A 24,029-nucleotide genomic window follows, 5' to 3' on the forward strand; every position below is an offset into this window, starting at 1 on the left:
GGCGTGATTCAAGCACCCATTATGGCAGTGATCATGAGTGAGACTCCATAACAACGAAACATAGCAATTAAGTGTCATACCCTTCAACCACGGGAGATTGGGCCTTGCAGACGTATGTAATTCGCCTTGAACAAACTGGCATGCAAGATGTAGATAAGGTTGGCGGTAAAAATGCCTCCTTAGGAGAAATGATTCATCAACTGACCGACGCAGGTGTACGGGTTCCTGGCGGTTTTGCGACCACGGCTGATGCCTATCGTGATTTTCTTAGCTTTAACCAACTCACCGAAAAAATAGCGAACCTCCTAGACTCACTCGACACCAATGACACGCGCGCTCTAGCTGAAACAGGCCGCACCATACGTCAGTGGATAGTTGATGCGCCGTTTCAACCAGAACTTGAAGAGGCCATCGATACCGCCTACGCCGAAATGATGCAAGAACGTGAATGTGCCGTCGCTGTTCGATCATCGGCCACCGCAGAAGATTTACCCGATGCTTCATTTGCGGGTCAACAAGAAACTTTCCTTAACGTGCGCGGATTGGCGCAGGTTAAACGGTCCATTAAAGAGGTGTTTGCATCTCTCTACAATGACCGCGCGATTTCTTACCGCGTCCATCGTGGCTTTGTTCACAGCGAAGTGGCACTTTCTGCTGGTATACAGCGCATGGTTCGCAGTGAAACCGGAGCCTCCGGTGTCATGTTTACCATCGACACTGAATCCGGATTCCAACACGTGGTGTTTATTACCGCGGCGTATGGCCTTGGCGAAACAGTGGTGCAGGGCGCAGTGAATCCAGATGAGTTCTACGTGTACAAGCCTACGCTCAAACTCGGTGCTCCGGCTATTTTAAGGCGAACACTGGGCACCAAAGCCATCAAAATGGTGTATGCCAGTGAAGACGGCGGCAGCTCCGTTGAAACTGTTGATGTGTCTCGCGAAGATCGTAATCAATTCTGCATTAACGATGCCGATGTCGAGACTTTGGCAAAACTCGCGGTGATTATCGAAAACCACTACGGTCGTCCAATGGACATCGAATGGGCGAAAGACGGAGATGACGGTCAGCTTTACATTGTTCAAGCTCGTCCTGAAACCGTTAAAAGTCAGAACTCTCAAGCGGTGATCGAACGTTATCTTCTTAAAGAAAAGGGAAAAGTGCTCATCGAAGGCCGCTCCATTGGTCATCGAATCGGCTCAGGCCAGGTTCGAATCGTGCATCACCTTGATCAAATGCATGAAGTTCAGCCGGGTGATGTGCTGGTTACCGATATGACAGACCCAGATTGGGAACCCGTGATGAAGCGCGCAGCGGCGATCGTGACCAATCGCGGTGGGCGTACCTGTCATGCCGCGATTATCGCACGTGAGCTGGGGATTCCGGCCATCGTTGGCTGTGGCGATGCCACCGAGCGTTTACACAATGATCAGTGGGTTACAGTATCCTGTGCCGAGGGCGATACTGGGCGTGCCTACGAAGGGCGTTTGGCGTTCGAACATCAAACAAACAGCGTTCAATCCATGCCAGCGCTTCCATTCAGCATTATGATGAATGTTGGTAATCCTGATCGTGCCTTTGACTTTCAATCCTTGCCTAATGCCGGTGTTGGGTTGGCCAGATTGGAATTTATCATTAACCGAATGATCGGAGTGCACCCGAAAGCCCTGCTGAATTTTGATCAGCAAAGCCGCGACACTCGCCAAATTATCTCGCGTCGAATTGCAGGCTATGCATCACCTGTCGATTTCTACGTTGATAAACTCGTGGAAGGAATTTCCACACTGGCGGCGGCATTTTACCCGCGCAAAGTCATAGTACGTATGTCTGATTTCAAATCCAACGAGTATGGCCATCTGATTGGTGGTGATCGTTACGAACCCGCTGAAGAAAACCCGATGCTCGGGTTTCGAGGGGCCGCACGTTATATCTCTGAAAGCTTCCAAGATTGTTTCGAGTTGGAGTGCCGTGCCCTTAAGCGCGTTCGTGATGAAATGAAATTGACCAACGTCGAAATCATGGTGCCTTTTGTCCGCACCGTAGGCGAGGCGCGCCATGTCGTTGAGTTGCTGGCTGAAAATGGATTAAAGCGCGGTGATAATGACCTGCGTGTGATCATGATGTGTGAAATTCCGTCTAACGCTTTGTTAGCCGATCAATTTCTTGAGTACTTCGATGGCTTTTCAATTGGCTCCAACGACCTCACTCAGCTCACGCTTGGGTTGGATCGTGACTCGGGTATCGTTGCGCACTTGTTTGATGAGCGCAATGAAGCGGTCAAGATTCTGCTCGAAATGGCCATTAATGCCTGTCATAAAGCCAATAAATACATAGGTATTTGTGGGCAAGGCCCGTCTGATCATCCAGATTTGGCGCGTTGGTTGATGGAAAAAGGGATTGATAGCGTCTCGTTGAATCCGGATTCCGTTCTGGATACGTGGTTTTTCTTAGCCAATGAAGAAAAAACCTGAGTTCGTCTAGTCTTTACTACCAAGCCCGGGGCAGCAATGCCTTGGGCCTCATCCAATTGTTATAATAGTCTTACCTAGACGAACTCCTGTAGAGTTAACCCTGAGAATCCGTGTACTATTCACACCATGGAATGCTTTAACATTTTTCATCGATACTCACTCAAGGAGCGATACGATTAATCTGATCAACATCTTAACCGCTTGGTTTGCCCCTTACCGCGATAAGCGCATGATCACCTTGCTGGCGCTCGGCTTTTCAAGTGGCTTGCCAGCCCCGCTTGTCTTTTCGAATTTATCTATTTGGCTGCGCGATGAAGGGGTTAGCCGCTCCGATATTGGTCTGTTTGCGCTAGCAGCCACGCCCTATGCGATCAACTTTTTATGGGCGCCTTTGCTTGATCGCTTGCGGATTCCCTATCTTACCGCGCGCTTTGGTCGGCGGCGAAGCTGGGCGTTGGTCTCACAAGTTGGCTTAATGTTTGCCATCTTGTATTTATCATTGTTTAACCCGGCTGATGGCCTCTTTATGATGGCTGTGGCAGTGCTGGGCGTGACCTTCATGTCGGCCACTCAAGATATTGTTATTGATGCCTATCGAATCGAAATTCTTGATACTCATCAGTACGGCAGTGGCTCGGCAGCGGGTATTTGGGGGTGGCATTTAGGTGGAACGCTCATCGGCGGTGCGGGTGGCCTGTATTTAGCGCACACTCTAGGTTGGAATGTTGCTTACTTGCTCCTCGGATGCATGGTGTTGGTGGGCATTATGGCCGTGCTGCTCAGCCCTGAGCCTAAAATCTATGTTACAGATGAAACGCGGGCAGAAGAAGCACGTGCTTTGGCGCACTTAGAGCGCTGGTCTGCTTTGCCGACGCTGCCGCGCAGAGTGATAGGGTGGCTATACGTCACTTTGTTAGCGCCCTTAATGGAGTTTACGAAACGGGAAGGCTGGGTGCTGATCCTTGTTTTCATTTTTATCTTCAAGCTAGGTGATGCCTTATTGGGTCGCATGTCTGGTGTTTTTTATCGCGAGCTTGGTTTTTCTCTACCCGAAATCGCTGAAGTCGCCAAGGTATACGGCTTAACAGCCAACCTGATAGGAATCGTTATCGGCGGGATTCTCGTGGCGCGTATTGGTATATTGCGTGCCTTGTTTTTGGCGGGCTTTTCCACTGCAGCCACTAACCTGACGTATTCTTGGTTGGCGGCTTCTGGCCAATCAACGGGCGTGTTTATTTTTGCCGTTGCATCCGATAACTTTACAACAGGGCTGGTAACTGTGGCCTTGGTTGCCTACTTATCCTCCCTGTGCAACAGTGCCTATACCGCGACGCAATACGCATTGCTGGCATCTTTGGCCAACCTGGCTCGCATTTGGTTCTCGGCGTCTAGCGGTATTATGGTCGATGCCTTGGATGGCGATTGGACCCTATTCTTTACGCTCTGTGCGGTTATTGCGCTTCTTGGGCTGCCGTTATTATGGGTGATTATGAGGCGTTATCCGAATGTATCTTGAGCATCTGCGTCAGCTATCCGATCGTCTGGTAGCGATCCAAAAACCTATCATGATTCTAGATGCTATTAAATGGCCAGCTCAGGTGCAAACTGAGTTCTTAGAGGGAAGAGGCAAAGCCTTACCCAACATCAATCAGGCATTTTATGAGCAGCAAGCCTTACGTTTTGTACCAGATCTGGTTCGGAGTGAATTAAAAGCGCTTAGATCCGATATCTGCCGACTGCTGGGCGGTACAGATGGGCTAGGGCGCATCTTATTGCAAAATATCGAGCAGTACTTGTTGGTAATCGATATGCTGCAAGGACGTGGCACCAAGGCGTTTGGTCTTTGCAGCCAAGCGCTGTATGGTTCTGCGACGGATAAGATGCGTGGTGATAAAAAAACCTTGCTTGAACTGAGCGAGCGCTTGTGTCGGACCTTTTCATCGCCCGCAGCTGAGCATCTAAAGCGTCCGTATGGCAATGATATTCCAGCCGAAAAAGCTGTCGAGATGTTATCGGCTAAATTGAATGCTTATTTTAACGAAGGTGATATTCGTGTTCAGTTGTCCAATGGTATTGTGTCCGATGCCGCGGCAGGTGGGGATGTTATTAAGCTGAATGAGCGTGCGTATTTCTCCGAATTGGATCTGCAGGTGTTGGAAGTTCACGAAGGTTGGGTGCACGTAGGCACGACACTAAACGGTCGCCGCCAGCCCTATGCCACTTGGCTGGGTGTGGGGTCGCCCCGTATTACAGCACATCAAGAAGGCTTAGCGGTTCTTATGGAAACGCTGACCTTTAGCTCTTTTCCGCAACGTGCACGCCGAGTGAGTGACCGAGTCGTGGCCATTAGTCTGGCAGAAGACGGTGCGGACTTTGTCGAAGTGTATCGGCATTTCATTGATAAAGGCTTGTCCGAGCATGACAGCTATCGCGTTACCCAGCGTGTATTTCGAGGGGGGTGCGTCGAGGGAGGCTCTGTTTTTACCAAGGATCTCTCTTACATTAAAGGCTTTGTCGAAAACGTTAACTTTATCAAAAGTGCGATTGAATCGGGCGTTCCCGAAATTCTGCCGATGATGTTTGTTGGCAAAGTCACACTCGATGACTTGCCCATACTCTATGAGCGCTATTTAGAAGGCGTGATCTCTGCGCCTGATTATTTACCGCCAATGTTCCGTGACCTTAACGGGCTTTTTGTCTGGTTTGGTTTTTCGAGCGGAATGAGCCTGGTGAATTTAGGTCGAGTGCAGGCCCATTACTCAGATGTGTTTGCAAAACTGCCTCACACAACACCTGTGTATACGACGCAGATTATGACGGAGTTTTAGAAGCAAAGGCTGCCGTTAATCTCTTTTATTGGGGTCGGTATTGTTCATCTACCAGCTAATTTCAGACCCGTCCCAATGCCAGAAGCGTCCAGATTGCTCAGGAGTGACCTGCTTGTCTAGTACGCTGATTAAACAGGCTGCAGCGTCTTGAGGTGTTTTGAGTTGCCCCTCGGGCAGTCGCGCCTGAAAGGGTTGAGACAGTGTTGAGTCGGTTGTTCCAGGATGATAGGACGCAATCGCTGACATAGGGTAGCGACGTTGCCATTCAATTGCAGTGGTTTTCACCAACATATTTAGCGCCGCTTTGCTGACACGATAGGCATACCATCCCCCCAGCTTATTATCACTAATACTGCCCACCTTAGCGGATACCGTTAACAGCTTTAACGGCGTGTTACGCTTCATTCGTTCTGTAAGGTACTCTATAACAGCCGCCGTAATCAGTGTATTGGCTGTAAATGCCTCTAAAAAGCGCGACTCATTCAGATCTTCAAGGCGCTTTTCGGGAGGGTGTTCATCGGTCCAGAGCATTCCGGTGGCAATAATAATCTTGTCGGGCTGCGGAAGGGTCTTTAAGCTGGCTTGGATAGACGCCCAATGCCAGCCAGCCAATTGATACGTGGAAAAATTATCTTCAACATGACGACGACTCAATAAATGTACTTCATCACCTTGGTTTGAAAGCGCTTGAGCAACGGCTAACCCAATTCCACCAGAACCTAAAACCCAACTAGTCGCCATGATGACCTCAATAGTTTAATGCACATTTAACTTTGTATACGAGCAAACAGTCGTGATTGGATTAAAAGAGGGTCGCCTAGCTACCAACCCAGTCTTCAACTACAAGCCCAGAAACTCTATTAAATTCTCGAGTATTGTAAGTGACTAGGATGCAGTGCGCTGAGATGGCATGTCCGGCAATGGCTGTATCATTATTGCCGATAGGGGTACCTAGGGCGATCAAGGATTTTTTGACCTCTGTTGTTGCTTCGACAGCGTCTTTATCCCATGGAAGTACGTCGTCAAGACGTTTTAGAAATTCATTGACAAGAATTGCATGTTTGGGAAGTGCTTTTTTGCCTAACAAACCAAATAGCATCTCTTGATAAGTGATTGCGGAAATAACAATCCTATGTTGATGTGAAGCGATTGATTGTAATCGTTCAAGAACAGAAATAGGATGCTCTCGCATAATGTATGAGCATATGCAGGTGTCGAGCATATAAGTAGTGTTAATAATCAAAATTAAAACGGCCTTCGTCTAGTATTATGCTTTCACGCTCGGTTAAAAAGTCTTTATCAGACTTCTCAACATCTTTAAAGGATAACCAGTCTGGACGAGTAGGGCGTAACGTAATAACGTCACCGTACTTGGTTATTTCTAGTTCGCTAACTCCCTCAAACTGCATTTCCTTCGGTAAGCGAACTGCCTGATTTTTGCCATTTTTGAAAATAGAAACTGTTTTCATGATCGCCACCTTTGTCTTCTATGCCTGATGTTTCGAGTATAGGTGGCAAAAGGCATATGTCAAGCATATGTCTGGGTTCGCATTCCTTTGCTCCCTCAATCAACGCACACTGTCTTCTAAATGTTTATCTTTAATTTGTGGATCTAAATTATTGATTTTCATATCCTGGGCGCGTTGATGTGCGTTGAATAGATTCTCGAGAAGTCTGAAAAAGCCAATTAGCACCGCCGTCAAAATCAAATAAATAAAACCCGCCAATACGAAAAACTCAAGGCTCAGATAGGTACGAGAGATTGCCCCTCGAGTGGCGCCCATTAAATCGAGCAGCGTGATCGTCGATGCAAGTGCGCTGCCTTTCAGCATGAGAATCACCTCATTACCATAAGCAGGTAAGATGATCCCAAACGCACGCGGTAGGATGACGTGTTGATACTGTTGGCGCTGGCTCATGCCTAATGCCTGAGCTGCTTCGGTTTCACCTTTAGGCACCGCTTGAATTGCGCCGCGGAAGAGTTCAGCGATATAAGCAGATGTGTTCAAACTAAACGCAATGATCGCGCACCAATAGGGTTGGGAGAGCACATCGGTCCATATCCAGCCTAAGTTACGCAGGCTCTCGAATTGAGACAAGCCGTAATAGACCAAGAAAATTTGCACCAGTAAGGGTGTGCCACGGAAAAAGAAAATGTAGCAATAGGGGAAGACCCAAAGCCAAGGGTTCTTGGAAATGCGCATGAGCGCCAAAGGAACCGCCATCAAAAAGCCGATTACCCCACTGAGCAGCACTAATTGCAGCGTAATCCATACACCATCCATTAAGCGTGGCAAGTAACGAGCGTAGGAATCCCATGGCTCAGCCCCTTGCGTTAGGGTCAGTAGCCATTGCGACAGTTGAATAATTAAATCACTCATGAGCGAGCTCCTTGCCATGGGCGGTTGGCACGCTTCTCAAGCAAACGAATCACTTGCATGCTGATAATTGTCAGCAATAAATAAATCAGTGCAGCCATCAAATAAAAGGTAAAGGGTAGTTTAGTAAAACCAGCTGCAACGTAAGCCTGGCGCATTAAATCATCTAAGCCAATCACCGACACCAGTGCTGTGTCTTTTAACAGCACCAGAAACAGGTTGCCAAGTCCGGGTAGTGCCACACGCCAAAGCTGTGGCAATAAAATACGGCTGAAGGTTTGCCAGCGCGTCATGCCAATGGCCATGGCAGACTCGCGCTGGCCCTTAGGGATTTCTTGTAGGGCGCTTCTGAAGACTTCAGTGGCATAGGCACCAAATGCGATAGAAAGTGCTGTAACACCTGCAGCAAAAGCACTGATTTCTATATATTTATCAAACATACGCAGCAGAATTTCGGTGGTGCCAAAATAAATAATCAGCACCAACAATAGCTCAGGAATGCCGCGAATTAACGTGGTATAGGTGGTTGCAATCCAGCGTAAAATTCGGATAGGGGACAACTTAGCCGCCGCACCTAATAAGCCAAGAATTAATCCAAAAAAAAGACTGGTAAATGCCAGTTTTAAAGTGATCCAAGTGCCTGCTAGAAGCAGGTGACCAAAACCATGAAGATCCATGCAATACTCACAATGCGAATTGGCGAGGGTTGTGATGCCGTTTAAGACATCACAACTCGCTCAGGCCTATCCTGTTCGATCAATAAATAGAGAAAGGGAAATACTTTGCGTTGATTTCAGCATAGGTACCATTTTCAACAATCGCCTGAATGGCCGCATTAAAACGCTCTTTTAATTCGGTGTCATTTTGGCGAACGGCAATACCAATTTTGTCGTCGATATCGATGTCTTCGCCCTTAAACTCAAACGCGCTTCCCGCTTCAGATGTTAACCAATCATAGGCTGGGAATTTGTCTGACACCATTCCATCTAAGCGGCCGGAAGCCAAGTCCAGATAGGCATTGTCTTGGGTATCATACAAGCGAACATTCACCACGCTGCCGAGCGTGTCCTCTAGATACTGCCCTGCAATCGTTGCACGCTGAGCGCCTAGGGTTTTACCTTTTAGGCTGTCAGCATCGGTTGGCATTTCAGTGCCTTTAGGGCCTACAAACGCCAATACGTTTGAATAGTAAGGCTCGGTAAAGGCGACAACACGCTCACGTTCTTCGGTAATCGACATAGAGGCAATGATGGCATCGTAGCGGCGTGCTCTTAAGCCTGGAATAATGCCATCCCAGTCTTGAGTCACAATTTCACAGGTGGCTTGCATCTGCTCGCACAGAGCATTTGCAATCTCAACATCAAAGCCGCCGGGTTGGCCGCTGCTGTCTATAAAGTTAAAGGGTGCATAAGCGCCCTCAGTGGCAATTCGAATCGTATCGGCTGTTACAGATGTCGCCATCAAAGCAGACGATGCAACAAGCGCCAAAGACATCGCAAAACGTTTCGTTTTTTGCATGGTTCGTTTCCTTCATTTTCAGGTTGAGTCTGATGTTCAGATCAATCGCCGCAGTTGTGCACTTAAGCAGTAAAGCCTAAAGTCTTATAAATGGCTAGACAAAAATGCTTTGCAACGATCCGAATTGGGTTGAGTAAAGACCTGAGAAGGTGGGCCAAACTCTTCAACACGGCCTTGGTGTAAAAACATCACCTGACTTGAAACATCGCGAGCGAAGCGCATCTCATGCGTGACAATCAGCATGGTGCGACCTTCTTCAGCCAGTGCCTGCATCACGCCGAGCACTTCGTTGACCAATTCCGGATCGAGTGCCGAAGTGGGCTCGTCGAATAAAAGTACCTCAGGGTCCATGGCAAGAGTGCGCGCAATCGCAATGCGTTGTTGTTGACCGCCAGACAAATGGCCTGGATAGGCTCTGGCTTTGCCTGCCAAGCCCACTTTTTCGAGTAGGGCTTCAGCGCGCTCACGTGCTTCAGCTTTAGATCGTCCTTTAACGACAACCTGCGCCAAAAGAATGTTCTCTAGAATCGTGAGGTGGGGCCATAAATTAAAGTTTTGGAAAACAAACCCAATTCGTGCACGCATCGACTCAAGTTGGCGGCGCTTGCGTGCTTCCAGTTGGCCATCTGACGTTTTTATCAGTTCAAGTTGTTCGCCTTTAAGGGCGATACTGCCTTGCGAGGGTTTTTCGAGAAGGTTTAAACAGCGCAAAAAGGTGGACTTTCCAGACCCGCTTGAGCCAATGATGGAAATCACATCGCCCTCATTTGCTGTTAAGGAAATGCCTTTAAGAACCTCTAAGGTTCCGTAGCGCTTATATAAGTCATTGACTTCAAGGGTGGGTATCTTTGCGCTTGCCGCTTGAGTCTGATCAGTATTGTTATTCATCTAGTTGCTTAACTTTTGGTTGCAATCCATTGAATATTAAAGTTTTCCATGCTTTTTGAGCCGGTTAGTCTCACCCATGGTTCAAAAATTTTAGTTGAGTAGCATGAGCATTAATATATTTAATAGGATAGTAATGTTTTTTATGAGGCGCTGTAAATTGTAATTTTCACAGTATCTTCACATTTTTGTGTTCGCGCTTCGATTTCCAGTCGCTATACTGATACCCTGTGCGCAATGCAATTCTTGGAGAGACAGTGTGGTTGAGTTAGGGCGGTTTAATAAGTTAACAGTGATACGTCAAGTTGAGTTTGGTGTCTATCTTGAAGGAGGCAAGCTAGGAGGCATACTCCTGCCTCAGCGTGAAGTCCCAAATGATTGTCAGCTTGGCGACACACTCAGCGTATTTGTCTATCTTGATAGTGACGATATGCCTGTTGCTACAACCAAAAGGCCGCGAGTGCAGGTCGGTGAGTTTGCCAGCTTACAAGTTGCTGAAACAAACAAGGTGGGTGCGTTTTTAGACTGGGGGTTACCGAAGCAATTGTTTTTACCCTTTGCCGAGCAGCCCAGGCCTGTTGAGAAAGGGCAACATTGCATTGTGCGTGCTTACATTGACAATACTGGCCGGATTGCAGCTTCTGCTAAAGTTGAAAAATTTCTCAATAAAACATCGCCTGAATTTGTGGTTGGTCAAGAAGTGTCCTTGTTGATTTGGCGACGGACCGAATTAGGGTTGTTAGTGATTATTGAACATGAAGCTCAGGGGATCTTACACACGCAAGATATTTCGCGTGATTTGCGCCCAGGTCTGAAAGTGGGTGGCTTTATTAAGCAACTTCGCGAAGATGGCAAGGTGGATGTTATGTTGGACAAGCCTGGCTATGGCAAGGTCGATCCGATTGCAAAACAGCTCTTGAACTATTTGGAACTTAAAAAGGGTTTTTGCGCACTAAGTGATAAGAGCTCGCCAGACGAAATTAAATCTGTGTTTGGTGTGAGCAAGAAAGCGTTTAAAATGGCAATTGGTAATCTTTTAAAGCAAGGTTTAATTCGTCAAGATGAAACGGGCCTACATCTAGTGAACTCTGGCATTGAGTAATGCTTGACATCTGGCGCAATCTAAATCAAGCTTGCGCCAACTAAGTTTACTTCTGTATTAAACTCAGCGAGCCTGGCTGTAAAACGGGCGCAGTGAGACCACAAGGTCTGCGTTGTAAGGATGCGACGCAGACCACCTCCCAAAGAATTTTGTCTAGCGAATCCCTCTCGTTTTTCGTATCATGCTTCCATCATTAAGTAGTAGATGGCGTACAAGGAATTACTCAGCTTGGGCTCAGTTAAACGTAGTTTTCTTTTTCTACAGGGTGTGTCTACGCCATTTTTTTCAAAGTTGGCTGATTACCTTCAGTCAGAAGGTCATGCAGTGCATCGCATTAATTTTAATGCGGGTGATTGGTTGTATTGGTTTCCACGTAAAGCAATCAATTTTCGTGGCAAGGCAGAAGACCTGTCCAGCTTCATTGAGGACGTCTGGTTAGCTCACGGAATTACCGATCAAATTCTGTTTGGTGACCGCCGAGATGTTCATCGTGTAGCGGTTGATCGTGCTGATCAATTTGGCGTTCGAACTCATGTATTTGAGGAGGGCTATTTTCGTCCGCATTGGGTTACGCTCGAGCGCGAGGGGGTTAATGGGCATTCGCTTTTACCTAGAGATCCGGACTGGTTTCGTGAAGCCTACTTGCGATTACCCGGTGGCCGACCACCACCTCAAAAATTCTACGCCACGTTTCGACGAAGAGCCGCCTACGATGTTATTTATCATGCGGCAGGCATGTACAATCCGATTTTTTATCCGGGTTATGAAACTCACGCATTGCATCCAGCTCCGCAAGAGTATGCAGGTTATCTGTGGCGCTTTGCTCAAGAGTCGGGTTGGAAAAAGAAAGAGGCGGTGTATCTTCGTGAATTGGTGAAATCCAAGCGCCCCTTCTTTTTGCTGCCTTTGCAACTTAATTCGGATGCGCAAATACGCCACCATTCGCGTTTTCAGTGCATGAGCGATGTTATAGATGAGGTTATGTACTCCTTTGCAAAACACTCACTGCCAGATCAGCTTTTGTTAATTAAAAATCATCCCTTGGACTATGGCTTCGTGAATTATAGCGAAGTGGTCCGGCGTCGGACTCATGACTATGGGCTGGAAGGGCGCGTGCACTTCATTCAAACGGGTTTTCTTGAGTATATTCTCAAGTATGCGCAGGGGCAGGTTGTCGTGAATAGCACATCAGGAATTGTATCATTGCAAATGGGCTGTCCAACCTTTGCGCTTGCTGACCCTATCTACAACTTGCCGGGGTTGACGCAGCGCACACCGCTGGATGATTTCTGGCAAAGTCCTCAGGCCCCTGATGCGGATTTGTTCAATGCTTTCCGCGAAACAGTCATGTACACCACTCAGATCAATGGTGGCTTTTACTCGGCTGAGGGGATTGCGCTTGCCATGAAAAATGCCGGTGAAGTGTTAAACGCTGATCAGTCTCCTTTGGAGCGCGTGTTGTAATGGATGTTCAAATACAGCTTCGAATTGTGATTACCGGTGCGACGGGTGCCATAGGCGGTGCCTTGGCGCTGGAATATGCCGAAGAGGGTGTTGAGCTTATTTTGCAAGGTCGACAGGAAGCGCGTCTTCAGTCTTTGGCGCAAGAGTGTCGTTTGAGAGGTGCGCATGTTGAGGTGTGTATTTTAGACCTATCGGACCGTGCAGCACTTAAAGCTTGGATCGAGCAGCTTGAATCAGAGGGTGTGCCCGATCTATTAATTGCCTGCGCAGGTGTTAATTGCAACACAGGTCCAAGGCGAGAGGGTGAGTGTTGGGAGCAAGCGCAAGCCTTGTTGGAACTCAACATTATGTCGACATTGATGTTAAGTCATCATCTAGCGCAAGCGATGCGAGTCCGTCAGCAGGGGCAGATTGTCTTGATCAGCTCTTTGGCTGCAGGGTTTGGTTTGCCAGTCACGCCTTCGTACAGTGCCAGCAAAGCGGCTGTGAAGGCTTATGGTGAGGCGTTGCGCGGCGGTTTGGAATCATCTGGGGTTGGGGTGACGGTGGTCATGCCAGGTTACGTTAGCTCCGATATGTGCGATGCAATGCCAGGACCTAAGCCTTTTTTATGGACACCCGCTAAGGCTGCTAAGGTGATTCGTAAGGGTGTCGAGCGTAATCGTCCTCGCATCAGCTTTCCATTTCCACTGAACTGGGGGTGCTGGTGGTTAAATGTGCTGCCAGCGGTTGTGTCTCATCGAATTGTGCGTTGGCTAGGGTATTGATCATGATATTGGCTTGGTTAGGTGTGTTGCTGCTAGCAATGCTGGCAGAAACACAGATTAAACCCGGTATAGGTCCAGTTTGGTCGCGTTCCCTCAGGTTGATTCTCGCTCCCTTAGCTATTTGGAGTATTGCCTTTTTCGCATTGTTGCTGATCCTGCAGCGCCCTTTGTTTGCGCTGTCCCTGTTGGCCGCCGCTATGCTGTTATTGGTTCTTGTCAATAACGTCAAGTGGAAAAGCCTTCGTGAGCCCTTTGTGCATCAAGATTTTGAATACTTTACCGACGCTATTTTGCATCCGCGTTTATATGTCCCTTTTTTTGGTGTCTGGCGCACGCTCATTGCAAGTTTTGCTGGGGTGTTAGCGGTGGTGCTGGGTTTGTGGTTGGAGCGCTCGCTGACACAACAGTATTCTGGCTACTCTTGGTTGGGGCACGCATTCCTTGGCTTGCTAATCTCAACCCTGGTGCTGGTATGGCTCAGTCGTCGGTTAATTGCGGTGACCTTCGAGCCCGTGCAAGATTTGAAAATATTGGGTTTTTGGGGGCTTTTGTGGGTGTATACACTGCACGCCTGTAAGTCCACCCATGTCTTTACAGGAGTCAATCCATACCAAGGTTGGGGGCGGGCGTCTTTGCCTGAAGCATCCAGCCTTGCTCAAAGTCACCCTTCTAAGGATAAAGCACCTGAAGCAGTTCAGTCTGAAAATCAGGTCTTACCGACACTGGTGGTGGTGCAAAGCGAATCTTTTTTTGATCCACGCCCCGTTTATCCATTCATTAACCCAAGCGTATTGAGCGCTTTTGACAAGCTGCGCGATGCGTCTTGGCAAAGGGGCGCATTGCATGTGCCTGCTTGGGGAGCCAACACAGTTCGGACAGAAAGTGCCTTCTTGACAGGCCTTACGCCCCAGCAGTTGGGTGTTCATCGCTTTAATCCCTACCATCGCCTAGCGCGTGAATCCCATATTCCAGGCTTGGTGGCCGAGCTGAAGGCGATGGGGTATCGCTGTGTTTGTATTCATCCATATCCTGCCGGTTTTTATCGTCGCAACGAAATCTATCCCAAGATGGGCTTTGATGCTTTTTATGATATTCAGCACTTTTCACCTGAGCAAAAGTGCGGGCAGTACACGAGTGATGAAGCTGTTGCTGACTTTGCAATCAAATTGTTAGAAAATACAAACGAACACTTGTTTATCTACATTATTACAATGGAAAATCATGGCCCTTTACATTTGGAACCTCAACCCGATATTCCGCTCAATACGCTCTATACTGAAATTCCAGACGCTGACGCATCCAAAGACCTGAGTGTGTATTTATATCATTTACAAAATGCAGATCGTATGTTGCAAACCTTGCAGATGTCCTTAGCTCAATTGCCCAGACCCGCAGTGCTTGGCTGGTTTGGTGATCACGTACCTATTATGGAGCAGGTGTATGAACACTATGGATACCCTTCAGGGCAAACGGAATACCTTATTTGGCGAACATCCTCTACAGATAAACCGCAACAGGCCGATTTAAGTGTAGATGAATTAGGTACAGCGTTGCTTGATGCGCTGGTCAGTCGTATTGGGGAATAATTTCAATTTACCTTTTCTCCCTGATTGTTGATAAAATAGAGTTTTTTGCTCTACGTTGGAGTTGTTTTTAATGAAAAGACGTGTAGCCATAGTCGGATGTTCACTGCGTATACCCGGCACGTCAGCCAATAGTTTCTGGCAGGATTTGTTGGAGAACAAAGACTTAGTCACAGAAGTAGACTCTGATCGTTGGGGCAAAGACAGTTTTTTGCATCCAGATAAACGCCACCTTGGCAGTAGCTACACCTTTGCTGCGGGTAGTTTAGGGGATGTGTCCGGCTTTGATGCGGGTTTTTTTGGTTTGTCACCACGCGAAGTCACTCACATGGACCCACAGCAGCGTCTGCTGTTGGAAATGAGCTGGGAAGCCATGGAAAGCGCGGGTATCCCGCCATCTTCATTGCGTGGCAGTCAATGCGGTGTATTTGTTGGCATTGCCAGTGTCGACTATGCCTATCGTTATGCCGATGATATGTCGGCGATTGATGCGAATACTGGCACAGGTACCGCCTCCAGTATTGCCTCTAACCGTATCTCGTATTTATTCGATTTGCACGGCCCAAGCATGTCCATGGACACGGCTTGCTCATCATCCTTAGTTGCATTTCATCAAGCTTGTCGCGCTATCGTATCTGGCGAAATAGACATGGCCCTTACGGGGGGGATTAGCCTTCATCTGCATCCATTTGGTTTTATGGTCTTTTCAAAGGCGACCATGCTATCCAAAACAGGCCGTTGCCAAGCGTTTGACGAAGCAGGCGATGGCTATGTTCGCTCCGAAGGCGGTGGTATTTTCCTGTTAAAAGAATACGAAGCAGCCCTGGCCGATGGTGATCCCATTCTGGCTGTCGTCGCAGGGACTGCCGCCAATGCCGATGGCAATAAATCAGGCTTAACCATTCCGAATCCTGCGGCACAAATAGCACTTATGCAAAAAGCCTATCAAGAGGCGGGTATTCGTCCCGATCAAATCACCTATCTAGAAGCCCATGGTACGGGGACATCTGTGGGTGATCCGATCGAAACGAGCGCCATAGGTGAAGCACTGGGTAAGTTGCGAACGCAGCCGTTACCCATAGGGTCGGTTAAGAGTAACGTCGGTCATTTAGAAACGGCTTCGGGCGTTGCGGGTCTTGCCAAGGCGCTTTACTCCATTCATCACCGCATCGTGCCTGCAACCATTAGCGTTAAAAATGCCAACCCCAAAATTCTATTTGATGAATGGAATATTGAAGTTGTCACTGAAAATCGTGTGCTGTCCAAAACAGATCCACTTGTTATCGGGATTAACTCCTTTGGTTTTGGGGGGGCCAATGCGCATGTCATTTTAATGAGTCCCGAATCTGATTCCTCTGCATCATCTTTACAAACGGATGCGGCGGCCGAATGCGACAGTCCTTTACCGCTCATGCTGTCAGCCCGCTCTGATGCTGCCTTAAAAGCCATGGCCCTGCTGTGGGTGGATCACCTTGTCGATAGCCCTGACTCGCTTTACGATTTGGCTTGGACAGCCACATTCCGTCGCGAAAAACACCACAAAGCGATGCTTGTACTGGCCTCATCCAAGGCCGATGCTGCTCAGAAGTTAAAGCAATTCACTGAAGACAACACCGCACAGTCCGTCTTTGCTGGGGATTATCTGGCAAATGCGCAAGGCCCTGTGTTTGTCTATTCGGGGAATGGTTGTCAGTGGGAAACCATGGGTAAGCATCTGCTGAATGAATCTGCCGTGTTTCGCCTTGCGGTTGAAGAGGTCAATCAGCATTTTCAAACCTATTCCAACTTTTCAATTATTGATGAGTTGCAGGGGTTAAATGGTACTGGCCGTTTGGTCAAAACAGAAGTGGCGCAGCCCACCTTGTTTGCCATTCAGGTCGGGATGACGCGTTTTTTTGAAGAACAGGGCGTTGTGCCTGTTGCCGTGACGGGCCATAGTGTTGGTGAAGTAGCCGCCGCTTGGGCCAGTGGCGCGCTGTCGTTAGCGGATGCCGTAAAGGTGATTTACTTCCGCAGTGCCTATCAGGGCAAAACGGCAGGTGCTGGGCAAATGACGGCGGTCGCCTGCTCAAGTGACGAAATTCAAGTTTACCTAGATGAACCCCGCTTCAACGCCATTAATTTAGCAGGCATCAACTCAGCCAAGGGCATTACACTTGCAGGCGACATCCAGCAATTAACAGAGCTGGAAGCCGAGCTAAAAGAGAAAGGCGTGCGCCTAAAACGCTTGGATCTCGACTATGCATTTCATAGTCAGTTTATGGATGTTATAGAAAAGGGCGTGATTGAAGCACTTGATAGCATTCAGCCAGGACAGACCCGTATTCCTTTTTACTCCACCGTTACCGGTGTTGAGCTCGAAGGGTGTGAACTTAAGGCTGAATACTGGTGGCACAACATTCGACAGCCCGTTTTATTCAAACAATCCATTGCTGCCTTGCTTGAGCAGGGAAACACTGTGTTTGTTGAAATAGGGGCGCACCCCGTTTTAAGTGGCTATATCAACGAAGGGCTTAGAGCGCAGTCGCTAGATGGACTTGTGGTCTCCACCTTGTCGCGTGATGAAGACCGCTTGCACAGGTTGCAGAGCGCATACGCTAAGATATTGCTGAGCGGCGCTTTAAAGAATTTCTCGCAATCTTTCCCTGTGGCTGGCCGCTGTGTTGACTTGCCAAATTATCCTTGGCAGCGCGATCGTTTTTGGCACCCAGTAACCAGTGAGTCAATGGGGTTGCTCTATCGACATTACGAGCATCCACTTTTGGGCTATCGTCTAAAGCATCATCCCATGTCTTGGGAGTCCGAATTGGATACCCAGCGTCAGCCTTGGCTGGCAGACCATAAGGTTGGTGATGGTGTGCTCTTTCCTGGTGCTGGTTTTGTTGATCTGGCGTTGGCAGCGGCCTTGTCCGCTCAGGCGCGTGATGTGCTCGAAGTTGAGGAATTAGAGATTTTGTCACCGCTGCTGTTGAGTGAGCAGCACAGTAAAATGGTGCGTTTGCATCTACTGTCAGATTCGGGTCAGTTGCGGGTTGAATCGCGTGAGCGTGGCTCAGATGAAGATTGGAACGCACACCTACGCGGGCGAGTGATCTCTCAATCACGTGGTTTATCATTGGCGATTGCACCGCCTGTGCTGCCTTCGCGCGTGCCTGATTTCACGCGAGAAGCCCACCTCCAAGCCGCCAGTTCAATTGGCCTTGATTACGGTCCGGCCTTTCAGGCGGTGCAGTCCGGTTGGGTCGATCAGGATCAGGTGATTGGTCGCTTTGAGCTTTCGCCAGAGGTCAAGGCCAGTTTGCCTGACTTTGTATTGCATCCAGGCGTGCTCGACAGTGCGTTTCAGCTCTTTATTCCATTGCTTAAACAGCATGCTCAGGATTACGATGGCTTGGCCTTTGTGCCGACGCAAGTGGGTCGCATTCAGGTCGCTGTTGAGCATCAAGGCAGCTGCCCGGCGCTGACGCGTGTTCGTTTATTAAAGCGCTCGCCCCACTCGTTATTGGCCAGTGTCGAAATCTTCAACGAGCAGGGCAAAGCTTTAGCTGTCTTGCAAGATGTGCGTTTTAAAGCCGTCCCTTTACGTAAAAGCCAGCAGCAGGCCGTTAGTTGGTTAAATTATTACCTTACGCCAGCCCCCTTGCCGCACATGCGTCAACCTTTGTCATTATTGACCGAAGATGTGTTGAATCAATTCAAACAGGGGTGTGAAAAAGCCTTTAGTAAGGATGTTTATGCCACCGATATTGAACCGCTTCTTGATAGCATGGCCGATGCCATTCTGTGTCAGATTTTTGAGAGCTACGCGGATGAAAACGGGCAGATTAACGACTGGCCAGATACGCCTTTAGCCCTGCGTCTGCGTCAACTGGCAGAAAAACAAATGTTGCTGGAGGTCAATGAGCATGGCTGGGAGTTGGTCGCCCCACCTGAAGTTGGCGCAGATGAGATCTGGAATGCGCTGGTGCAAGAGTACCCAGCCTATTTCTCGATGACGCACTTAATGGGGCGTTTGAGTTTAGGGTTAAATGCTTACCTATCAGGTGAGGCCGACAGCGCCGAACTGGAATTGACACAAGAACGTTACTCCGAGCTGCTCAAGCAAATGCCAGGCTCAGACGCCGTTGATTTGCTGACCACAGAAATTTCGAACTGGTTGGCGGCGCAAACGCCCAGCCTTCCTGAAGGTGAGCGCTTATCCATCATAGAGATGAGCTCAGGATCGCCGTTGTTTGGTGAAAAAATATCTAAAATTCTCGACTTTAACGTTGCAGACTATGTATTTGCATCCTTTGAATCGGATGCCATCAATCAAGCAAACCTTATTCTCGAATCCTATCCGCTCACAGATGTTGTGCAGCTACAAGATGGTCAGTCTCGTTTAAGCCTATCGCAGGGACCGCAGCTTGCCATAGTGCATTTGGACTCCATGAGTCTTCATGAAGGTCAAGCGCAGCTCAAACTCTTAAGTGAGTCCTTGATGCCCGGCGCTGAACTGTTGGTCATACATCATCATCCAGCCTTGTGGTTAGACTTTATTTATGGGCTGCAAGATCAATGGTGGATCGACAGTCATCAATCGCAACAAGCCAGTGCTGAACAGTGGTCTAGCATCTTAGCGGAAATGGGCTGGGTTGTAGACGGTCGTGTTGACCTTCAACCTATGTCAAGCGGCTGGCTGATGACTCTGTGTCGTTTGTCTGTGGTGCATCCACAGGGTCAGCTTGAAGTGATTGAGTCGAGTCTATCTGATGATGCAGAGACGAAGCGCCAGTGGTTCTTTATCGAAGACGCCTGTACCGAAGAGCACACAGCGCTCGGTTCGGCCTTGGTTGGAGTAATGGAAGCGCACCAGCAATCAGCCGAGTCATTTACCGATATCGAGTGCCTTACCCAGCGTGTCACTGAATGTTCTGGAGAGGGCGTGTTACACTGGGTTCTCATTGCCGAACCGCACCAGCATGCAGTTAACTGCAGCGTAGCGCGTTGCAGTCAGCTGCTGGATTTATTGCGTTTGTCAGAATCCTTAAGCCTGCCTGTATCGATATGGGTAGTGACCAGTGGAGTGGGCGCGACGCTCCCAGTGGATCAGCCGCTCAGCAAGCAAGCTTTTGCCGCATCCGATACCTCGTTGGCAAGCGCTATGGTGTGGGGTTTTGTCCGTACCTTAATGAACGAAGTGGGTCAAACACAGCTCCGACTCATCGATGTGCCCAGTATTTCACCCAGTCGTCATATTTTAACGGCCTTGGTCGAATCCTTACTTTATCCAGATGCCGAAAATGAAATTGTCATCAGTCCCTCGGGCGCGCGCTTGGCCCCACGCCTGCGTATTGAGCCTCAGACATATGGCTTAACGTCTGCTCAGTCCAACACGCGAGAGCTTGGCGAAGCCTTGACGCTGGGCTTTAAACTGCCAGGGCAGTTGCGAAATCTGGCGTGGCAAACCAAACCCTTAAAGGCGATGGGGCCTAGAGACTTGACTGTTAAAGTTAAGGCAACAGGGCTTAACTTCCGTGACGTGATGTATGCTTTGGGGCTCTTGTCAGACGAAGCAATCGAAAATGGCTTCTCAGGTCCAAGTCTGGGTCTTGAGTTTTCGGGCTACGTGCTGGATGTGGGCGATGAGGTCACAGAGTTTTCTAGGGGTGACCGTGTGGTTGGTTTTGGGCCATCCAGCTTTAGCACCAGCATTGTCACATCGGCCGACACACTTTCCCTCATGCCAGAAGGCTTGGGCTACGAAGCGGCAGCCACCATTCCAACCACTTTCTTCACGGTTTACTATGCTCTCAAGCACTTAGCTCGAATGGAGCCGGGTGAGCGCATTCTAATACATGGGGCTGCGGGTGGTGTCGGCGTGGCGGCCATTCAAATTGCACAATGGTTAGGAGCCGAGATTTATGCCACCGTTGGCTCGCAAGAAAAACGTGATTTCTTAACGCTGATGGGCGTCGATAAAATCTATGATTCGCGTTCACTGACCTTTGCTGAAGAAATTCTTGCCGATACCCCAGATGGGAAAGGCGTTGATGTTGTGTTGAACTCGTTGGCAGGGGAAGCCATTAATCAAAACCTGCGTGTGCTCAAGCCCTTTGGGCGCTTTATGGAGTTGGGTAAGCGTGATTTTTATGAGAATACGGCCATAGGGTTGCGTCCCTTCCGCAACAATATTAGCTATTTCGGTATTGATTCCGATCAGCTCATGAAAGAAAAACCCGCACTCACGCAGCGCCTGTTCAGAGAAATGATGGCGCTGTTTGAAGAGGGGCAATTTTTTGCCTTGCCTTACAGCCTTTTTAGTGCGGATCAGGTTGTCGAAGCCTTCCGCTACATGCAGCAAGCCAAACAGATAGGAAAAGTTGTCATTAACTATCCTCAGCAGCCCAAGAGCAGCAAACAAGCGCCCAGTCAGACCCTGTCGCCACTGCGTTTAAATGCAGATGCGACGTATCTCGTCACGGGTGGTTTAGGTGGCTTTGGCTTGCGAACTGCGCAATGGCTGGTTGAAAAGGGCGCTCGCCATCTTGTGCTCGTCAATCGCTCCGGTATCGCTCAAGAAGATGCCTGTGCAAGGCTAAAGGAACTAGAAGCGCAGGGCGTGCAAGTGGTGCGTCGTGCCTGCGATGTTACCCAAAAATCTGCCATCGAAACTCTCTTGTCAGAAATCGAGGCACATCTGCCGCCGCTTAGAGGGGTGGTGCATGCTGCAACGGTGTTTGAAGATGGCCTGGCGCTCAATCTGACCGAAGCTCAAATACGTCACGTCTTTGAGCCGAAGATGCAAGGTGCACTTTATTTGCACGAATTGACACATGCATTAGATCTGGATTTGTTTGTATTGTTTTCATCCGCCACAACCTTGTTCGGTAATCCAGGACAAAGCAATTATGTTGCAGCCAATCTAGGTCTAGAAGCCTTAGCTAGCCTTCGTGAACAGCAGGGCCTTGCTGCCACCTGCGTGCGTTGGGGAGCTATAGACGATGTGGGTTTCTTAGCCCGAAATGAAAAAATCAAAGAATCCTTGCAAAGTCGCATGGGTGGAGATGCACTGAAGTCAGATGTGGCGCTATCGATTCTAGAAGTACAGTTGCAGCGCAAGATCACCTTGTTAGGTGTTATGGAGCTGGATTGGAGTGCTTTAAATCGCTTTTTGCCAACGGCAGACTCGCCCAAGTTTAAAGAGGTGGCCGCATTTGCAGGGGATCTTGATCAGGATGCGGAAGGGCGTGCGTATATAGAACATTTAATGCACACTCTGCCGCCAGAGGAATTTAAAAGGACCCTTATGGATATGTTAAAAACGGAGTTGAGTAAAATTTTGTTAATCTCGGAAGATAAAATCGACACGGAACGTTCGGTATATGATATGGGATTTGATTCCCTCATGGGCGTAGAACTCATGACCGCAATTGACAATCGATTCGGATTGCAATTGCCCGTCATGGCCTTAAGCGAAGCCTCTTCACTCTCGAAGCTAAGCCAAATGTTGATCGATAAGTTGCAGGCGACGGACGAAGGAAGCGACGATGTCACTGTCGAGCAAATGGCACGTAGCCACGGAGTCAGTATTGAAGGGGCCTTGTCTGAATGAAACGCAAGAACTTATCCGAACAGCTTAAACAAAAGTTGATCGAAAGGTCGGTGCAGCGCAAGTTAGAAAGTGCTCAGGATGAAAGCCAAGGATTGCTTGAAAAGTTGACACTCTCGGGAAGTCAGCGACGCTCTCGATTTGTCGACTTTACGCGTCATCCTGCGCATCAGCAAATCTCGATTATGCGAGAAGGCGCTCAGCGCTTAGGCGTGAAAGACCCCTTTTTTCGCGTGCATGAAGGTTGCGCAGGTGCCACAACACGCATTGACGGACGAGAGTGCATTAATTTTGCAAGTTACAACTATCTAGGCTTATCGGGCGATCCACGTGTCAATCAAGCGGCGATTGAAGCAGTGGAGCGCTATGGAACCTCGGTCTCTGCCAGCCGTATGGTGGCAGGCGAACGTCCTATTCATCAAGCCTTAGAGAGAGAAATAGCGGACACCTATGGCGTCGATGATGCTGTTGCCTTTGTCAGTGGTCATGCGACCAACGTATCCAGCATTGGCTTTTTAATGGGTCCTAAAGACCTTATTGTGCATGATGAGTACATTCACAACAGCAGCGTGGTGGGTGCCCAGCTTGCCGGATCAAAGCGTATTGCCTTTAGGCACAATGATATGCGCTCACTTGCAGACATCCTAGAAGCGCAGCGTCCGCACTTCGAGCGAGTGTTAATCATCGTTGAAGGTCTGTACAGCATGGATGGGGATTTCCCAGATCTGCCGGAGTTGGTGAGTTTAAAGAATCGCTATGATGCTTGGCTCATGGTGGATGAAGCTCACTCGTTTGGTGTGATGGGCTCTACTGGAATGGGACTGCGAGAGCATTTTGGTTTACCAGGGCATGTAGTGGATATCTGGATGGGAACGTTTAGCAAAAGCCTTTCAGGTTGTGGTGGCTATATTGCCGGTTGCCAAGCCTTGATTGATATGCTGAAAACTTTATCACCTGGTTTTTTATACAGTGTTGGTTTGCCGGCTCAAGTAGCGGCTCCCGTCTTGACCAGTTTGCAAATCCTTCGGCAAGAGCCGGAGCGAATTGTTAAGCTGAAGCTAGTGTCGGACTATTTTTTAGACAAAGCCAAGTCTAAGGGGTTTGATACGGGTCATAGCTTGGGATGGGCCGTGGTGCCGATTTTGACGGGCAGCTCGTTAAAAGCAGGGCAGCTCTCGGTTGAGTTGTTTGATCGCGGTATCAATGTGCAGCCTATTTTGTATCCGGCCGTCCCTGAAAAGAGCGCACGTTTACGTTTCTTTTTAAGTTCACAGCATAGCTACGAACAAATTGACTATACATTAAACAATTTATCTAAGATTTGGCAGTAATTAAACGATTGACTCAATTTTTACTAGCCGCAAAGTCTGAATAGGGTTACCATTTCGTTGCAGTTTTGCTGAGAGAGAATAAGAAAAGTCTTATTTAGCGAAGGTAACCCC

16 protein-coding genes are annotated in these 24,029 nt (G+C 48.6%); 9 read left to right on the forward strand and 7 right to left on the reverse strand.

The features are described 5' to 3' along the window. Nucleotides 1-104: 104 nt before the first annotated feature. The 3 genes from ppsA to DN062_RS02475 all read left to right on the forward strand — a co-directional run bounded on the left by ppsA (nucleotide 105) and on the right by DN062_RS02475 (nucleotide 5,299). On the forward strand, nucleotides 105-2,471 hold the full coding sequence (ppsA, locus tag DN062_RS02465; protein ID WP_112157847.1) for a phosphoenolpyruvate synthase: 2,367 nt from the start codon (nucleotides 105-107) through the stop codon (nucleotides 2,469-2,471). Between the two features lie 190 nt (nucleotides 2,472-2,661). After that, nucleotides 2,662-3,987 carry an AmpG family muropeptide MFS transporter gene (locus DN062_RS02470; protein ID WP_420811660.1) on the forward strand — a complete coding sequence of 442 codons (1,326 nt, stop codon included), beginning with the start codon at nucleotides 2,662-2,664 and terminating at the stop codon, nucleotides 3,985-3,987. Further along, on the forward strand, nucleotides 3,977-5,299 hold the full coding sequence (locus tag DN062_RS02475) for a flavohemoglobin expression-modulating QEGLA motif protein (RefSeq protein WP_112157249.1): 1,323 nt from the start codon (nucleotides 3,977-3,979) through the stop codon (nucleotides 5,297-5,299). The genes DN062_RS02470 and DN062_RS02475 overlap by 11 nt, the downstream gene beginning before the upstream one ends. Before the next feature lie 48 nt (nucleotides 5,300-5,347). Here DN062_RS02475 and DN062_RS02480 read toward each other — a convergent pair whose 3' ends face one another. From DN062_RS02480 to DN062_RS02510, 7 genes are all read right to left on the reverse strand, one after another. Beyond that, on the reverse strand, nucleotides 5,348-6,040 hold the full coding sequence (locus DN062_RS02480) for an SDR family NAD(P)-dependent oxidoreductase (protein WP_112157251.1): 693 nt from the start codon (nucleotides 6,038-6,040) through the stop codon (nucleotides 5,348-5,350). 76 nt (nucleotides 6,041-6,116) lie between these two features. After that, the gene (locus tag DN062_RS02485) at nucleotides 6,117-6,521 is read right to left on the reverse strand and encodes a type II toxin-antitoxin system VapC family toxin (RefSeq protein ID WP_112157850.1); all 405 of its coding nucleotides are present in this window, start codon (nucleotides 6,519-6,521) and stop codon (nucleotides 6,117-6,119) included. Between the two features lie 10 nt (nucleotides 6,522-6,531). Then, on the reverse strand, nucleotides 6,532-6,768 hold the full coding sequence (vapB, locus tag DN062_RS02490) for a type II toxin-antitoxin system VapB family antitoxin (RefSeq protein WP_112157253.1): 237 nt from the start codon (nucleotides 6,766-6,768) through the stop codon (nucleotides 6,532-6,534). 99 nt (nucleotides 6,769-6,867) lie between these two features. Further along, nucleotides 6,868-7,680, reverse strand: a complete 813-nt coding sequence (locus DN062_RS02495) for an ABC transporter permease (protein WP_338039952.1) — start codon at nucleotides 7,678-7,680, stop codon at nucleotides 6,868-6,870. Further along, the gene (locus DN062_RS02500; protein ID WP_036511623.1) at nucleotides 7,677-8,354 is read right to left on the reverse strand and encodes an ABC transporter permease; all 678 of its coding nucleotides are present in this window, start codon (nucleotides 8,352-8,354) and stop codon (nucleotides 7,677-7,679) included. Before DN062_RS02500 ends, DN062_RS02495 begins: the two co-directional genes overlap by 4 nt. Before the next feature lie 79 nt (nucleotides 8,355-8,433). Beyond that, nucleotides 8,434-9,195, reverse strand: coding sequence for an ABC transporter substrate-binding protein (locus DN062_RS02505; RefSeq protein ID WP_112157255.1), 762 nt, complete (start codon nucleotides 9,193-9,195; stop codon nucleotides 8,434-8,436). Nucleotides 9,196-9,279: 84 nt separating this feature from the next. Then, a complete protein-coding gene (locus DN062_RS02510) occupies nucleotides 9,280-10,083 on the reverse strand; it encodes an ABC transporter ATP-binding protein (protein WP_112157257.1) in 804 nt (267 codons plus the stop codon). A gap of 256 nt (nucleotides 10,084-10,339) precedes the next feature. On the opposite strand from DN062_RS02510, the gene DN062_RS02515 reads away from it, so the two are divergent. The 6 genes from DN062_RS02515 (at nucleotide 10,340) to DN062_RS02540 (ending at nucleotide 23,918) form a co-directional block, all read left to right on the forward strand. Beyond that, nucleotides 10,340-11,182, forward strand: coding sequence for a CvfB family protein (locus DN062_RS02515; RefSeq protein ID WP_112157259.1), 843 nt, complete (start codon nucleotides 10,340-10,342; stop codon nucleotides 11,180-11,182). 228 nt (nucleotides 11,183-11,410) lie between these two features. Then, complete coding sequence (locus DN062_RS02520; protein WP_239995669.1) at nucleotides 11,411-12,646, forward strand: capsule biosynthesis protein; 1,236 nt, start codon at nucleotides 11,411-11,413, stop codon at nucleotides 12,644-12,646. Next, nucleotides 12,646-13,413 carry an SDR family NAD(P)-dependent oxidoreductase gene (locus DN062_RS02525; RefSeq protein WP_112157263.1) on the forward strand — a complete coding sequence of 256 codons (768 nt, stop codon included), beginning with the start codon at nucleotides 12,646-12,648 and terminating at the stop codon, nucleotides 13,411-13,413. The genes DN062_RS02520 and DN062_RS02525 overlap by 1 nt, the downstream gene beginning before the upstream one ends. Before the next feature lie 2 nt (nucleotides 13,414-13,415). Beyond that, complete coding sequence (locus DN062_RS02530; protein WP_112157265.1) at nucleotides 13,416-14,999, forward strand: LTA synthase family protein; 1,584 nt, start codon at nucleotides 13,416-13,418, stop codon at nucleotides 14,997-14,999. A gap of 70 nt (nucleotides 15,000-15,069) precedes the next feature. Then, nucleotides 15,070-22,590 carry a type I polyketide synthase gene (locus DN062_RS02535; protein ID WP_112157266.1) on the forward strand — a complete coding sequence of 2,507 codons (7,521 nt, stop codon included), beginning with the start codon at nucleotides 15,070-15,072 and terminating at the stop codon, nucleotides 22,588-22,590. Then, nucleotides 22,587-23,918: an aminotransferase class I/II-fold pyridoxal phosphate-dependent enzyme gene (locus DN062_RS02540; RefSeq protein WP_112157268.1), complete on the forward strand. Its 1,332-nt coding sequence runs from the start codon at nucleotides 22,587-22,589 to the stop codon at nucleotides 23,916-23,918. The genes DN062_RS02535 and DN062_RS02540 overlap by 4 nt, the downstream gene beginning before the upstream one ends. Nucleotides 23,919-24,029 lie beyond the last annotated feature (111 nt).

Source organism: Nitrincola tibetensis, assembly GCF_003284585.1.
Taxonomy (GTDB): Bacteria; Pseudomonadota; Gammaproteobacteria; order Pseudomonadales; family Balneatricaceae; genus Nitrincola; species Nitrincola tibetensis.